The sequence below is a fragment of the Rhodoferax sp. genome (assembly GCF_010365055.1).
In the GTDB taxonomy this organism is placed as follows: domain Bacteria; phylum Pseudomonadota; class Gammaproteobacteria; order Burkholderiales; family Burkholderiaceae_C; genus Rhodoferax.
In genome coordinates this window covers 1-14,671 of record NZ_JAAFHA010000009.1, presented here as the reverse complement: position 1 = coordinate 14,671, position 14,671 = coordinate 1, and the positions used below count along the sequence as shown (strand labels likewise).

14 protein-coding genes and 1 pseudogene are annotated in these 14,671 nt (G+C 63.0%); 4 read left to right on the top strand and 11 right to left on the bottom strand.

Features of this window, described 5'->3' with window-relative positions; translation table 11 throughout:
• Positions 1-64: 64 nt before the first annotated feature.
• Both GZ093_RS03955 and GZ093_RS03950 read left to right on the top strand, forming a co-directional pair.
• Positions 65-511: a universal stress protein gene (locus GZ093_RS03955; protein WP_296482408.1), complete on the top strand. Its 447-nt coding sequence runs from the start codon at positions 65-67 to the stop codon at positions 509-511.
• 44 nt (positions 512-555) lie between these two features.
• Positions 556-3,003 carry a plasma-membrane proton-efflux P-type ATPase gene (locus tag GZ093_RS03950; RefSeq protein WP_296482405.1) on the top strand — a complete coding sequence of 816 codons (2,448 nt, stop codon included), beginning with the start codon at positions 556-558 and terminating at the stop codon, positions 3,001-3,003.
• A gap of 84 nt (positions 3,004-3,087) precedes the next feature.
• On the opposite strand, the gene arsB is transcribed toward GZ093_RS03950, so the two are convergent.
• The 8 genes from arsB to GZ093_RS03910 all read right to left on the bottom strand — a co-directional run bounded on the left by arsB (position 3,088) and on the right by GZ093_RS03910 (position 10,065).
• Positions 3,088-4,155 (bottom strand): ACR3 family arsenite efflux transporter, encoded by a 1,068-nt coding sequence (gene arsB, locus GZ093_RS03945; RefSeq protein WP_296482403.1) that lies wholly within the window; start codon positions 4,153-4,155, stop codon positions 3,088-3,090.
• Between the two features lie 3 nt (positions 4,156-4,158).
• Complete coding sequence (gene arsA / locus GZ093_RS03940; RefSeq protein WP_296482401.1) at positions 4,159-5,925, bottom strand: arsenical pump-driving ATPase; 1,767 nt, start codon at positions 5,923-5,925, stop codon at positions 4,159-4,161.
• Between the two features lie 66 nt (positions 5,926-5,991).
• Complete coding sequence (arsD, locus tag GZ093_RS03935) at positions 5,992-6,360, bottom strand: arsenite efflux transporter metallochaperone ArsD (RefSeq protein WP_296482398.1); 369 nt, start codon at positions 6,358-6,360, stop codon at positions 5,992-5,994.
• 28 nt (positions 6,361-6,388) lie between these two features.
• Positions 6,389-6,871: an arsenate reductase ArsC gene (locus tag GZ093_RS03930; RefSeq protein ID WP_296482395.1), complete on the bottom strand. Its 483-nt coding sequence runs from the start codon at positions 6,869-6,871 to the stop codon at positions 6,389-6,391.
• Positions 6,872-6,940: 69 nt separating this feature from the next.
• A complete protein-coding gene (locus tag GZ093_RS03925) occupies positions 6,941-7,270 on the bottom strand; it encodes a helix-turn-helix transcriptional regulator (protein ID WP_296482390.1) in 330 nt (109 codons plus the stop codon).
• A 115-nt stretch (positions 7,271-7,385) separates the two neighbouring features.
• The gene (locus GZ093_RS03920) at positions 7,386-7,601 is read right to left on the bottom strand and encodes a cysteine-rich CWC family protein (protein WP_296482387.1); all 216 of its coding nucleotides are present in this window, start codon (positions 7,599-7,601) and stop codon (positions 7,386-7,388) included.
• 48 nt (positions 7,602-7,649) lie between these two features.
• Positions 7,650-8,342, bottom strand: a complete 693-nt coding sequence (locus GZ093_RS03915) for a nucleotide-binding protein (protein WP_296482384.1) — start codon at positions 8,340-8,342, stop codon at positions 7,650-7,652.
• 109 nt (positions 8,343-8,451) lie between these two features.
• Positions 8,452-10,065 (bottom strand): glycerol-3-phosphate dehydrogenase/oxidase, encoded by a 1,614-nt coding sequence (locus tag GZ093_RS03910; protein ID WP_296482381.1) that lies wholly within the window; start codon positions 10,063-10,065, stop codon positions 8,452-8,454.
• A 54-nt stretch (positions 10,066-10,119) separates the two neighbouring features.
• On the opposite strand from GZ093_RS03910, the gene glpK reads away from it, so the two are divergent.
• Both glpK and proC read left to right on the top strand, forming a co-directional pair.
• On the top strand, positions 10,120-11,610 hold the full coding sequence (gene glpK, locus GZ093_RS03905; RefSeq protein ID WP_296482379.1) for a glycerol kinase GlpK: 1,491 nt from the start codon (positions 10,120-10,122) through the stop codon (positions 11,608-11,610).
• A gap of 86 nt (positions 11,611-11,696) precedes the next feature.
• Entirely contained in the window at positions 11,697-12,512 is an 816-nt protein-coding gene (gene proC / locus GZ093_RS03900) for a pyrroline-5-carboxylate reductase (protein WP_296482376.1), read from the top strand.
• Between the two features lie 53 nt (positions 12,513-12,565).
• On the opposite strand, the gene ubiA is transcribed toward proC, so the two are convergent.
• The 3 genes and pseudogenes from ubiA to GZ093_RS03885 form a co-directional block, all read right to left on the bottom strand.
• Positions 12,566-13,450: a 4-hydroxybenzoate octaprenyltransferase gene (gene ubiA / locus GZ093_RS03895; protein ID WP_296482374.1), complete on the bottom strand. Its 885-nt coding sequence runs from the start codon at positions 13,448-13,450 to the stop codon at positions 12,566-12,568.
• Between the two features lie 101 nt (positions 13,451-13,551).
• Entirely contained in the window at positions 13,552-14,505 is a 954-nt protein-coding gene (locus GZ093_RS03890; RefSeq protein WP_296482371.1) for a LysR substrate-binding domain-containing protein, read from the bottom strand.
• Between the two features lie 52 nt (positions 14,506-14,557).
• Positions 14,558-14,671, bottom strand: a pseudogene (locus GZ093_RS03885) (DUF2007 domain-containing protein); the annotation flags it as partial.

The following is a 14,671-nucleotide window of genomic DNA, read 5'->3' as shown; positions in this document are numbered from 1 at the left end:
AAATCGACGTTTAGGAGTAGCATTTCCTGGCGATAACTTCAGTGGACTCAATTCAGGAGGCACTATGTTCAAACGAATCTTGGTGGCGGTGGATGGCAGTCAGACGGCGGATCAGGCTTTGCAGGAAGCGATTACGCTGGCCAGGGAAAACCAGGCACAGCTTCGGATCGTGCATGCAGTCGATCTCATCAATAGCTACCTGAGCGCAGAATTTGTTGATCCGGCGGAGATTTCCGATGCTGTGACCAAGAGTGGGCAGGAAATCCTGCGCAATGCGGAGGCGGTGGCAAAAAGCGCCGGAATCCCGGTCGAAACCCGGCTGCTCAGCATCGACACCAGGGGCCAGCGCATCCCGGAAATGATCGCGGCGGATGCCCAGGCGTGGCCTGCAGACCTGATCGTCATATGCACCCATGGCCGCAGCGGGCTGAGCCACCTGTTCCTGGGCAGTGTCGCCGAGGGCGTGGTGCGCGTCGCCACGAAGCCGGTGTTGTTGATCCGCGGAAGATGATGGGTTCCATCGGCTAGTGTCGGCCACTTGATTTAGCGTGCGCAATGCCAGCCACGACCAAGCTGCCTGACACCGCAAGCGCGTCGGTGCCGGCCACGCTCGCGCTGCTTGAGGTCAATCCGGAAACCGGTCTCACGCGGGTGCAGGTGGACATCCGGCGCAAGGAGCATGGCTACAACGAAGTCGCCGAACAAAAAGACCACCCGATCTTCCTGTTTCTCGGCAAGTTCTGGGGCGTGTCGGCGTGGATGCTTGAACTGATCATGGTGTTGTCGGCGGTGCTCGGCAAATACTCGGACCTTGCGGTGGTGAGCGCGCTGCTGGTGGTCAACGCGGTGCTGGGTTTCATGCAGGAGCGCCGGGCCGCTGGCGTCGTCGAAACGTTGCGGCAGCGCTTGCAGGTCAGCGCACGCGTGCTGCGCGAGGCAAGCTGGCAGGTCATGGCGGCCCGGGAGCTGGTGCCGGGCGACATCATCCGCGTGCGGCCCGGAGACATCATTCCGGCCGATGTGAAACTACTCACCGGCGCGCTGCGCATTGACCAATCCGCCCTGACCGGCGAGTCCAAGGAGGTGGAGAAGGCGCCCGCCGACATGTTGTCGTCAGGCGCGGTGGTGCGCTGGGGTGAAGGCAATGGCGTGGTCATGCTGACTGGCGCGAAGACCTACTTTGGCCGCACCACGCAACTGGTGCAGCAAGCGCGGCCGAAACTCCACATTGAAGCGGTGGTCGCCAAGGTGGTGCGCTGGCTGTTCGTCATCGTTGGTGCGCTGCTCGGCGTGGTGATCATCCTCTCGCTGATCCGCCACGTACCCCTGCTTGAAATGGTTCCGCTCATGCTCGTGCTGTTGATGAGTGCGGTGCCAGTCGCCCTCCCGGTGATGTTCACCGTCAGCATGGCGGTCGGAGCGAAAGAGCTGGCGAAGCGCGGTGTGCTGGTCACGCGCCTGAGTGCCACCGAGGATGCTGCGACGATGGATGTGCTGTGCGTGGACAAAACCGGCACGATCACGCTGAATCAATTGGCCGTCACTGGCGTGATCCCGCTGGCGCAGGCGACAGAATCCGACGTCTTGTTTGCCGCCGCACTCGCATCGCAAGAGGCCAACCAGGATCCGCTTGACCTGGCGTTCCTGGCGGCGGCAAAAGAACGGCGCGTCTTTGACAACGCGGGGGCCATCACGCCGATCTCTTTTGCGCCGTTTGATGCAACAAACCGGCGCACGGAAGCGGTGCTTGAGCAGAATGGCCAGCGGCTGCGCGTCATGAAAGGCGCCGTGCGCACCGTCGCCCAGGCCTGCGGGCTCCAGCCTCCCGCGATCGAGGCATTGGAGGCGCGGGTCAGCGAATCAGCACTGAAGGGCTATCGAACCCTGGCGGTGGCGCGTGGTACCGAGACAGGACCACCCGCCTTGCTGGGACTGGTGACCTTGTTTGACCCGCCTCGACCGGACGCCAAGCAGCTCATCGCGGCGCTGCGCGGCCTGGGCGTTTCGGTGAAGATGCTCACCGGTGATGCGCTGGCAGTCGCAAGTGAGATCGCGCAAGGCGTGGGGTTGTCCAACATTCAACGCGTGTCGGATCTGAAGGCCGTGAGTGCGCAGGCTGGCAACGCGGCGCTGGATTTGCTGGCCGGCGCCGATGGTTTCGCTGAAGTCTATCCAGAGGATAAATATCTCGTGGTGCAGCACCTGCAGGCCGCCGGGCATGTGACCGGCATGACGGGCGACGGCGTCAACGATGCACCGGCGCTGCGCCAGGCTGAAGTTGGCATCGCCGTCAGCACCGCGACCGACGTTGCCAAAGGGGCTGCCAGCGTGGTCCTGACCGAACCGGGGTTGACGAACATCGTGGCCTTGGTCGAGCAGGGGCGGACCATCTACCAGCGCATTCTGACCTGGATCATCAACAAGATCAGCCGCACGATCCTGAAGGCGGCCTTTGTGGCGATCGCGTTCGTGGTGACCGGCAAGTTCGTCGTCTCCGCCTTTGCGATGCTGCTGCTGGTATTCATGACGGACTTCGCCAAGATCGCCCTGGCCACCGACCACGTGCAACCCTCCCATGAACCGGAGACCTGGAACATTGGCGGCTTCATCACGGTGGCCGTGGTGCTGGGCATCGCCATGGTCACGGAGGCACTTCTCCTGTTGTGGATCGGCTGGGCGCATTTTGGCTTGGCGAGCAATGATGACGCCCTCTACACCTTCAGCTTTCTGACGCTGCTCTACATGGCCGTTTTTTCCATTGTGTCCGCGCGGGAGCGCCGCTGGTTCTGGACAACGATGCCCAGCAAGCCCCTTGTGGTGGCCATTGTTGCGGTGGCATTCATGGGTACCGGCCTGACGCTCCTGGGCCTGCCCGGACTCCTGCCACTGCCCTGGTGGCAGACGCTGGCGATTTTCGCTTACGCGATGGTGTCGTGCCTGGTTGTTAACGACGCCTTGAAGGTTGCGATGATCAAATGGCGTGTTCCGGCGACAGTGGCCTAGCGGGCGGACACACCCCATCACGCCCGTTGTCGCCGCCAGCAGCTGAGTCCCTGGGCCGAAAGCGCTGCTTCGCCCGGTCGGTCGTCAAGCCCGCTCGTACCAGCCCTTGGAGCGGTTCACGACGTTCACCACCAGCAGCATCACCGGCACCTCGATCAGCACGCCCACCACCGTGGCCAATGCCGCGCCTGAGTTGAAGCCAAACAGGCTGATGGCCGCAGCCACCGCCAGCTCGAAGAAGTTGGAGGCGCCGATCAAGGCAGAGGGGCAGGCGATGTTGTGTTTCTCACCCACCGCGCGGTTGAGCAGATAGGCCAGGCCTGAGTTGAAAAACACCTGGATCAGAATCGGCACCGCCAGCAGGGCAATGATGAGCGGCTGCTTCAAAATGGCCTCGCCCTGAAACGCAAACAGCAGCACCAGCGTGGCCAGCAGAGCGGCAATCGACCATGGGCCAATTTTTTCCATCGTCGCGTCGAACACCGCCTGACCCTGGCGCAGCAGCGACCTGCGCAAAAGCTGGGCGATGATGACCGGAATCACAATGTACAGCGCGACCGAAATCAGCAGGGTGTCCCACGGTACTGTGATGGCGGAGAGCCCCAGTAAGAATGCCACCAGCGGGGCGTAGGCCACGATCATGATGCCGTCGTTCAGCGCCACTTGCGACAGGGTAAACAGCGGGTCGCCCCCGGTGAGGCGGCTCCAGACGAACACCATGGCGGTGCAGGGTGCGGCGGCCAGCAAAATCAGGCCGGCGATGTAGCTGTCAAGCTGGTCGGGCGGCAACCAGGGTGCAAACAGTTGCCGGATGAACAGCCAGCCCAAAAAGGCCATACTGAAGGGCTTGACCAGCCAGTTGACAAACAGCGTGACGCCAATGCCTTTGATGTGTTTGCCAACCTCGCGCATCGCCGAAAAGTCCACTTTCAGCAGCATCGGAATGATCATCACCCAGATCAGCACCCCCACCGGCAGGTTGACGTGCGCGACTTCCATCCGGCCAATGGCCTGAAACACACCGGGCAACAGCTGCCCCAGGGCAATACCGACGACGATGCACAGGAACACCCACACCGTCAGGTAGCGCTCAAACACGCTCATCGGTGCGCTAGCGGCCTGCTTGGCCATCACTTCACATTGGGCACTCATGGTTCAAGCCCCCTGCTCAGACAGTTGCCGCAAGCGTTGCACGCCAATCGGTTCTTCTTGCAACAGCGGCACCAGCGCATAACGCGTGGCGTGGCGGGTCGCAACCGATTCAATCTCAGACAGTTCATTGCGGGCGCGTGCTTTGAGCAAGGGGGAGGTCACCACGGCCGCTACCACGCTGTTGTTGATGACCCAGGCCCAGGGCTCAATGCCGGCGCGGCGCAGGTCGGCTTGTAGATTGGCGGCCTCGAGCACGGGCGTGGTCTCGGCCAGGGTGACGATCAGAACCTTGGTTTGTTGGGGGTCCTGCAACTGCATCATCGGTGTCGTGAAGTGTCTGCCGCTGCTGCCCATCTGGCGCACGATATCGCGGTGGTAGGCGCCGGTGGCGTCCAGCAGCAGCAAGGTGTGGCCGGTGGGCGCCGTGTCCATCACCACAAACTGCTTGCCGGCCTCGCGGATCACGCGCGAGAACGCCTGAAACACCGCGATTTCTTCGGTGCAGGGCGAGCGCAGGTCTTCTTCCAGCACGGCGCGTCCGGCGGCATCCAGCTTGGCGCCTTTGCTGGCCAACACCGCGGCGCGGTACTGCTGCGTGACTTCATGCGGGTCGATGCGACTGACGGTCAGGTGCTTCAGGGTCCCATGCAGCGTTTCCATCAGGTGCGCCGCCGGGTCGGAGGTGGTGAGGTGCACGGGATAGCCGCGTGTGGCCAGCTCCACTGCCACGGCGGCTGCGAGCGTCGTCTTGCCGACACCGCCTTTGCCCATCAGCATGACCAGACCGTGGCCTGCTACTGCGATGTCATCGACCAGGGAGGCCAGGCTGGGGGCCTTGATTTTGGGCGCATCAAACGGCAGGTCCGGCGTCGGCCATACGGTGGACTCACTGTCCAACAGTTGTTTCAAGGCCGCCAGCCCAAACAAATTGAACGCCTTGAGCCCGATCTGATCGGTGGGCAAATCGCGCAAGGCCTCGGGCAGATGGGCCAGCACCGCTTGCTCACGCTTGAAAACAGCTTGTGCCAGCGGGTCATGCGCCGCTTCAGACGCTGGAAACACGCCGTTGATCACCAGATACTGCTTGGATAGGCCAATGCCTGCCAGCTCGCCATGCGTGCGCGCTGCCTCGTTCAATGTCGCTGCCTGTGGCCGTGCCACCAGGACCATGCGGGTTCTCAAGGGGTCAGCCAGGGCATCGACCGCCGCCTTGTATTGAGCGCGTTGCTTTTCCAGTCCAGCCAATGGGCCCAGGCAGGACGCATCGCCCTTGCCGTTCTCCAGGAAACCGCTCCAGGCACCGGGCAACTGCAGCATACGGATGGTGTGGCCGGTGGGCGCGGTGTCGAAAATGATGTGGTCAAAATCCTGCGTCAACACGCCATCCGTCAGCAGCGCGGTGAATTCGTCAAACGCAGCGATCTCGGTGGTGCAGGCGCCCGAGAGTTGCTCTTCAATCCCCTTGACGACCGATTCAGGCAGTACGCCACGGACGGGGCCGACGATGCGGTCGCGGTAGGCTTGGGCGGCGGCTTGCGGGTCAATTTCCAGCGCGCTCAAGTTCGGCACGTCGGCCACCGGGGTGATCTGGTTGCCAATGGCAATACCAAACACCTGGCCGACGTTGGAAGCCGGGTCGGTGCTGACCAGCAGCACGCGTTGGCCCTGCGTTGCCAGCTCAATCGCCGTGGCGCAGGCAATGGAGGTCTTGCCGACACCGCCCTTGCCGGTGAAGAACAAGAAACGCGGCGGGTTCAGGAGGAATTTCATGGGGACACTTTCGGTCGAGCGGGTGGCAGGCAGGGCCATCCCGCCAGAAGCAACTCAGGAGTGGAATCAGCAGCAAGCGCCGCCTGAGCAGCAGCTACCAGCGGCGGCTGCGGGTGTTTCAGGCGCCGCCACCGCGGTGCCCAGCCAGCGCGCAAGGTCGCTGCGCGCGGGATAGCGCCCGGCAAAAGCCACTTCGCCATCAACCAGCGTGATCGGCAACGCGGCCTCACCCGAGCGCTCCAGCAAGCCTTTGACGGCGGCGTTGTCGGCAAAGGCCATCGGCTGCTGTGCCAGGTTGAAACGCTCGATGGTCAGCCCGTTCTGCTTGGCCCAATCGACGTCGGCCGAGAAGCTGACCAAGGCTTGGTCAACGTCGGTGCCGCAAACGCCGCTGCTACAGCACAGGGCGGGGTCGAAGACTTGTACTTTTTTCATGATGATTTCCTTTGTGTAGAAAATGTGCTCAAACCGGCATCAAGCTGCCAATGCGATCGAGCTCCGCTGTGAGTTTTTGCGGGTCGTGCTGCAGCGCATCCAGCGGCAGCGCCAGAAAGGCTTCAATGCGCGCGCGCAGGATGAGGTAGGCGCTCAGGAAGGCGGCATCGATTTCGGCATCGGTGCCGGTGGCGTGCGCCGGGTCTTCCACGCCCCAGTGGGCGCGCAGCACCGGGCCAAGGTAAGCGGGACAGGCCTCACCGGCGGCATTGGCACACACGGTGATCACAATGTCCGGCGTGTGCGGCAAGTTGTCCCACGACTTGCTGGCATAGCCTTCGGTGGCAATGCCCTCACGCGCCAGCAAGGCCAGCGAGCGCGGATGCACGTAGCCGCTGGGGTGGCTGCCTGCGCTCATCGCGTGCCAGCCCTGGGGGGCCAAGTGATTGAACGTGGCCTCAGCCAGGATCGAGCGGCAGGAATTGCCGGTGCACAAAAAGAGAATTTTCATGGTTCAGACAGAAGTGAAGCTGGAAGATTGAAGAACGCGGGCCGTATCAGGAATGACCCATGGAAACCATCAGGCGCAAACCGGCGCCAGGCAAATCTCGGGGCACTGCTCGGGGTGGCCGGCGCAGCACTCGGCGGTCAGATAGCCGATCAGCTCTTGCATCAACGCCAGGTTGGCGCGGTACCTTTGATAGCGCCCTTCTTGTATGACTGACACAAGTTGCGCGTGCGTCAGCGCCTTGAGGTGAAAGGACAGATTGGTCGGCGGCACGGCCAGCGCAGCGCCAATTTCTCCGGCGACCAGGCCCTGCGGCCCGGTTTTGACCAGCAGCCGGAAGATGTCCAGCCGCACGCCTGACGAGAGTGACTCAAAGACGGTGGTAGCGAGCAATTTATCCATGCCGCAATGATACAAGATTTATTGAACCATTGAAACGATAACGGGATCAGGACAGTTATTTATGCCAAATCAGGCTCCAGCCCGCGTCCAGCCTGCGCAAGCAGCTATCTATTTATTAGCGTGAAGCCGCCTGGGCGCAGGCGACGCAAATGCAGGCCTGGCGTCGGGCAGGTTCTGGCACGCGCGCCAGCAGTTCAGCCCCGAAAGTGACCTGCTTGCACCAGCACGCCGGCTGCGGGATGCCGGTCATACGCTCGAGCTGCCCAGCGCATTGGTTGCTCTGGCCGCACAGCGGACAGCGCGTGGGGTCAATGGGCTGGGTTTCTTGCATCGGGAGGACTCAAGCGCCCAAACTTGTGCCAGGCACCCGCGGCCTGAGCTACAGCTTAGCGTCCTCGATCAGCACCTTGTAGCTGTAACCGGCGCCAAAGTCCTTGTTGGTGCGCACCACACCGGTCACGGTCACGACGGCACCGACTTTGCTCTCAGCGGTGGTCGTCACCAACAGATCGTTGCTGCTGTCAGCGTCCAGCCCGGTGCCGTCGCGCAGGTGAATCCAGTTTTTGCCCATGATGCCGGAGTTGTACTTGACCACCTTGCCACTGACCCGCACCGGCTTGCCGTTGAGCTCCGTCGCCTTGGTCACCACTTCGGCCACGGTGCGCGCATTGGCGCCGCTGGCCTTGGCGACCTTGATCGGCGTGGTATCCACCACTTTGGCAGCAGCGGCAGGCATGCCCGCCGCCACCGGGCCGGCGCCGCCCAGGCTGCCAAAAATGATGGTCGGAAAGGTCTTCTTGAGTGATTTGCTCTCAAAGTTCTTCATGACCATTGAATTTTCAATGCTGACCTTGGCCCCCACCTTGACCGGCGCCTTGCTGACCGCGGCCCACATCTCACCGTCCTTGGTCTTCAGACGCAGGTAGGTATAAATTTCAACGTCCTTCACCTCCAGCACTTCGCCCGAAACGACCAGGGCCGCAGGCGCCATAGGGACGACCTTGTCAGCCGCCCAACTGGTGGTGGCAAAAGGGGTGGCAGCCAGCAGGCAGACCAGCAGCAGCTTCTTCATGAATTGATCCTTCGTTAACAAAGCAAAGAAGAAAGCATACCAGTTGTGCCGGCGCTGCCGCTTGACGCGGATCAGCATAAGCCGGCCCCTGCGGGGTGTATGGGGGGCCTCAGGCCGACGCCGGCAGACACAGGTAGTGCTCGGCCAGTGCGGTGAAGGCGTTGATCTGCGGGTCGAGACCGGTCTCCTGCAACAAAAGGGCACCGACTTGCGCGGCCAGCGAACTGGCCAGACGGGCATCGAGAAACAACAGGCGGGAGCGGCGCGCCAGCACATCTTCGACGGTGACCGCGTACTCGTGGCGTGCGGCAAAGCGCACCATGGCTTCGGTCAAACCGTCGCACAACAGCGTCTGCGCGCCGGGCAGACCCGCCACCAAAGCCTGTTCGCTGCCATAAGAGTGCAGGCCGGGCGCCTCGCTGATGGAATGCGCCTGACCCGGCGCCTCATCGGCGCCGACCAGCTTCAAATCAACCGTGACGCCCGCCGCTCGCGCGTCGATCAGCTGCTTGTCGGCGCATTGCTCCAGCACATCTTCGGCCATGGCGCGGTAAGTGGTCCACTTGCCGCCGGTCACCGTGACGAGCCCACTGCGGCTGACCCGCACCGTGTGCTCGCGGCTCAAACCCTTGGTGTTCTCGCCCTCGTCGTCGGGCGGTTTGACCAGCGGGCGCAGCCCGACCCATATGCTCTTGACGTCGGCCCGGTTGGGCGCACGGCGCAGATAGCGCGCCGACTCAGACAGGATAAATTCAACTTCGTGCGCAAAGGCCTGCGGCTCACGCGCCAGGTCATGACGCGGCGTGTCGGTGGTGCCCAGAATCACCTTGCCCAGCCAAGGCACGGCAAACAGGACCCGGCCATCGGCCGTCTTGGGCACCATCAGGGCGGTGTCGCCGCCCAGAAATTCGCGGTCCACCACCATGTGCACGCCCTGACTCGGGGCCACCATCGGCTGCGTCGGGCGCCGGCCATCGCCCTGATTGGCCTGGCCGTCTTTCTGGCGCAATTCATCAACCCAAACGCCGGCCGCGTTGACGACACAGCGCGACGCGATGCGATACGACTCGCCACTGATCGCGTCTTCACAGACCAGTCCGGCCACCTTGCCCTGCTCGTACAACAAGTCCACCGCGCGGCAATAGTTGAGCAGCAGCGCGCCATGCACGGCGGCCGTACGGCCCAGCGCCAATGCCAGGCGGGCGTCGTTGAACTGGGCGTCCCAGTATTTGACGCCGCCCTTGAGCCCCTGCGGCTGCGCCGTGGGCAACAGCGCCAGCGCCTCGGCCCGGCTCAAGAATTCGGTGCGCCCCAGGCCAGCCTTACCCGCCAGGACGTCATAAAGGGTCAGGCCAATGCCGTAGAAAGGCTTTTCCCACCATTGGTAGGTCGGCATCACAAACGCCAGCGGCTGCGCCAGATACGGGGCGTTGTGCAAGAGCGTGCTGCGCTCGCGCAGCGCTTCACGCACCAGCCCAATATTGCCCTGGGCCAGATAGCGCACGCCACCATGCACCAGCTTGGTGGCGCGTGACGAGCTGCCTTTGGCAAAATCGTGAGACTCCATCAGCACCACGCTAAAGCCCCGCGCCGCCGCATCCAGCGCAACACCCAGGCCGGTCGCGCCACCGCCGACAATGGCCACGTCGTAGTGGCGCGACTCGGCGAGACGGGCGATCAATTGCGAGCGGTCTGTGACAAGCGCTTCGGGTAAAGTGGGCATGAGTCGCTCGTGGGATAAAGACGACTGCATTATTCGCCAGTTCAGGACCCTCGCATGACCTACTTGCTCGCCATTGACCAGGGAACCTCCAGTTCTCGCAGCATCGTTTTTGACGAACGCGGCAGCATCCTCGCCCAAGCCCAGCAGGAACTCACGCAGATCTACCCGCGGCCCGGCTGGGTCGAACACGACCCGATGGAGATCTGGCGCACCCAGCTGGCCACCGCGCGTGATGCGCTGGCCAAAGCAGGCATTGGCGCCCGTGATGTGCGCGCGCTGGGCATCACCAACCAGCGTGAAACCACGGTGCTCTGGAACCGCAGAACCGGCCTGCCGCTGCACAACGCGATCGTCTGGCAAGACCGCCGGGCCGAACCCACCTGCGTTGAGCTGCGCGCGCGCGGCTTGGCCCCCAAAATCCAGGCCAAGACCGGCTTGCTGGTCGATGCCTATTTTTCCGGCACCAAGCTCAAGTGGCTGCTCGATCAGGTGCCCGGTGCGCGCCAGCAGGCGGCCAACGGCGAACTGGCCTTTGGCACCATCGACAGCTGGCTGATCTGGCAACTCACCCATGGTGCGGTCCATGCGACGGACGTCAGCAACGCCTCGCGCACCATGCTGTTCAACGTGCACAGCAACCAGTGGGACGATGAGCTGCTGCAGGCACTGGACATTCCGGCCAGCCTGCTACCCGCAATCAAGCCATCGAGCGCGCTGTTTGGCGAGGTCGACGCGGATCTGCTGGGCGCCGCGGTCCCGATCGGCGGCGTGGCCGGCGACCAGCAAAGCGCCTTGTTCGGCCAGGCCTGTTTCAAGCCCGGCATGGTGAAAAACACCTACGGCACCGGCTGCTTCATGCTGATGCACACCGGCCAGCGCTTTCAGACATCGAGCAACGGCCTGATCACCACCAGCGCCGCGCAAACCACGCCGCAACCTGAATTTGCCATGGAAGGCAGCGTGTTTGTAGGCGGCGCGGTGGTGCAGTGGTTGCGCGACGGTCTGCGCGCGATCCCCAGCAGCGCCGAGGTGCAAGCGCTGGCAGAGAGCGTGCCCGATGCCGGCGGCGTCATCGTGGTGCCGGCCTTCACCGGCCTGGGCGCACCTTACTGGAAGCCCGACGCACGCGGCTCGATCACCGGTTTGAGCCGTGGCAGCACGCTGGCGCACATCGCGCGCGCCGCGCTGGAAAGCATTGCGTTTCAAAGTGCGGCCCTGCTCCAAGCCATGAGCCGCGACGCCGTGCAGGCTGGCGCCGCTGCGGTGGCCGAGTTGCGCGTGGACGGTGGCGCCTGCGTCAACAACCTGCTGATGCAGTTTCAGGCCGACTTACTGGGCATCCCGGTGGTGCGGCCGGCGGTGATTGAAACAACGGCGCTCGGCGCCGCCTACCTGGCCGGCCTGGCCACTGGCGTCTACCAGAGCACCGACGAGCTCAGTGCGTTGTGGCAGGCCGAGCGGCGCTTTTTGCCCACCATGTCGCCAGCGCGTGCGGCTGAACTGATGGAACGCTGGGAACATGCCGTACGGCAAACGGTGCTTTGATTAAACTCGCCTTCTTTTACTTTGCGGGACAGACCGTAGCGACACGAAATGCGCAAGCTCTGTCCTCAACCCATTAGAAAGTACTCATGACCCAACGCATCGCATTCATCGGCGGCGGCAATATGGCGGGCGCCATCATTGGCGGCTTGATCAAGCAAGGCATCTCCCCCAGACTGATTGACGTGGTCGAGCCCCTGGCCGAGACACGCGAAGCGCTCAAGAACCGCTTTGGCCTGCAGCCGCGCGCCGAAGCGGGCGATTTTTTGAGTGCATCGGATATGGTCATCTGGGCCGTCAAGCCGCAAGTCTTCAAACAGGTGGCCCTGGCCGCAGCGCCCTACACCGCCCAAGCCTTGCACCTGAGCGTGGCCGCCGGCATTCCCAGCCACAGCATCGCGCAGTGGCTCGGCAGCGAGCGCATCGTGCGCGCCATGCCCAACACGCCAGCCCTGATTGGCAAAGGCATCAGCGGCCTGTTCGCCCGCGCGGCGGTGACCAGCGCCGACAAGGACTGGGTCGGCCAGGTGATGGCCACCACGGGCGAGTTTCTCTGGCTTGATCAAGAAGAGCTGCTCAATGCGGTGATTGCCGTGTCGGGCTCCGGCCCGGCTTATATGTTTTACCTGATGGAGGCCATGACCACGGGCGGCACCGAGATGGGATTGAGCCGCGAGCAGGCGCACCAGTTGACGGTGGCGACTTTCATTGGCGCGGGCGAACTGGCGAAGGCCAGCAGCGAGCCGCCCAAGGTGTTGCGCCAGCAAGTCACCTCCGCCGGTGGCACCACCTTTGCCGCCATTGCCTCGATGGAAGACGATGACATGCAGGCGCTGCTCATCAATGCCATGTACGCCGCCAGGCAACGCGCTGTTGAATTGGCGGCTGAATTTGGCGCGGCCTGAGCCCTTCAAGAAATGCTGTTTCAGGCATCCCAGCCGCCCAGACGGGCGGCTTTTTATTTCAGGGCGTAGCTGCCCGCAATGCCTGCAAACAAGGTCAAGCCGAGCCAATGGTTCAGGCGAAAGGCTTTGAAGCAACCGTCGCGCGAGCGGCTGCGAATCAGGGCGTAATGCCAGGCCACCTGCCCGAAGGCGAGCGCAAATGCTATATTAAACAGAGCACCTTGCACATAGGGCATCAGGGCGACGTCCCAAATCAGCAGATAAGCCAGATAAAAAAACAGGACCGCCGGCACATCGAAGCGCCCCAGGGTGATGGCCGACGTTTTCATGCCCAGCCGGATGTCGTCATCACGGTCGACCATGGCGTACTCGGTGTCATAGGCCAGCACCCAGAACAGGTTGCCCAGCATCAACAGCCACGCCAGCAGCGGCACCTCGCCCAACACGGCGGCGAAGGCCATGGGAATGCCCATGCCAAAAGCCACGCCCAACACCGCTTGCGGCATCGCCACATAACGCTTGGCATAGGGGTAAGCCAATGTCACGGCCAGTGCGGCGCCTGACATGCCGATGGTGATGGCGTTGGTGGTGAGGACCAGGCCAAAGGCCAGCAGCGCCAGCGCGGCGCCCACGGCCAGCGCTTCTTTGACCGACACGGCGCCGGTGGTCACCGGCCGGCTGGCGGTGCGCTTGACGTGGCGGTCAAAGTCGCGGTCGGCGACGTCGTTGATGCAACACCCGGCGCTGCGCATCAGGATCGTGCCGAGCGTGAACACACTCAGCAGATGCCAGCCCGGGAAGCCGCTTGAAGCCACCCACAGGGCGCTCAAGGTGGGCCACAGCAGCAGCAGCCAGCCAGCGGGGCGGTTCCAGCGAATCAGGTCGAGGTAAAGGGCGAGCCGGGATTGAAGCGACAAACGAAATGGAACGGGATTCACAAGCATGACTCGGTTTAGGTCAAAGGCAGGCTAGCTAACTATTTGATAGCTGCTTGCGCAATGGATACGTGGGCTAGAGGCCAATTTTCTATAAATAGCAGTCAAGACAAGCGCTGCACGCCCGGCAGTTCACAGGCATAGATGGCATTGCGCAGGGCGGCAATCGCCTCATAACGCGTGAAGCTGCGCCGCCACGCCAGCACCACGCGGCGCTTGGGCGGCTCCCCTTCAAACGCCAGGTATTTGACATACGGGTCTTCGTCGCGTTTGCGCCGCGGCTTGGCGGCCAGCGCCTCTTTGGGCACGCTCAGGCGTGGCACCAGCGTAACGCCCATGCCGGCTGCCACCATGTGCTTGATGGTCTCCAGCGACGAGCCTTCAAAGCTCTTGCGAATGCCCTCGGCGTTGCTGGAAAAGCGCGCAAATTCCGGGCAAACCTCCAGCACGTGATCGCGAAAACAGTGGCCGCTGCCCAGCAGCAGCATCGTTTCCTGTTTGAGTTGCTCGGTCGTCACCTGCGTCTGCGCGGCCAGCGGGTGGTTGAAAGGCACCACCGCCAAAAAAGGCTCGTCATACAGCGGCGCCAGCGCCAGGCCGGCGTCCGGAAACGGCTCGGCCAGAATGGCGCAGTCAATCTCGCCGGTGCGCAGCATCTCCAAGAGTTTGACGGTGAAGTTCTCCTGCAGCATCAGCGGCATTTGCGGCGTGCGTGCAATCATCTGGCGCACCAGATCGGGCAGCAGATACGGGCCAATGGTGTAGATGATGCCCAGCGTGAGCGGCCCGCCCAAAGGGTCTTTGCCGCGTTTGGCAATTTCCTTGATGGCGGCAGCCTGCTCCAGCACGCTTTGCGCCTGGCGCACGATCTCTTCACCCAGGTGCGTCACACTGACTTCATTGGCGCTGCGCTCAAACAGCTTGACGTCGAGCTCTTCTTCGAGCTTCTTGACGGCGACGGAGAGCGTCGGCTGCGAGACATAGCAGGCCTCGGCGGCCTTGCCAAAGTGGCGCTCACGCGCCACCGCCACGATGTATTTGAGTTCGGTCAGGGTCATGGCGCTATTGTCCTACCAGTGGGCGTCATGCCAGCCGGGGGCAATGCAGCCTTCAGCGCGGCATCCAGGCGCCGCAGGCCCAGCACTGCTCGAACCCGCCTTCAACCAGTTCGCCGCAACTGCATTGCCAGCGGTGCTGCGGCACATGCTGCAGGTGATACAGCAG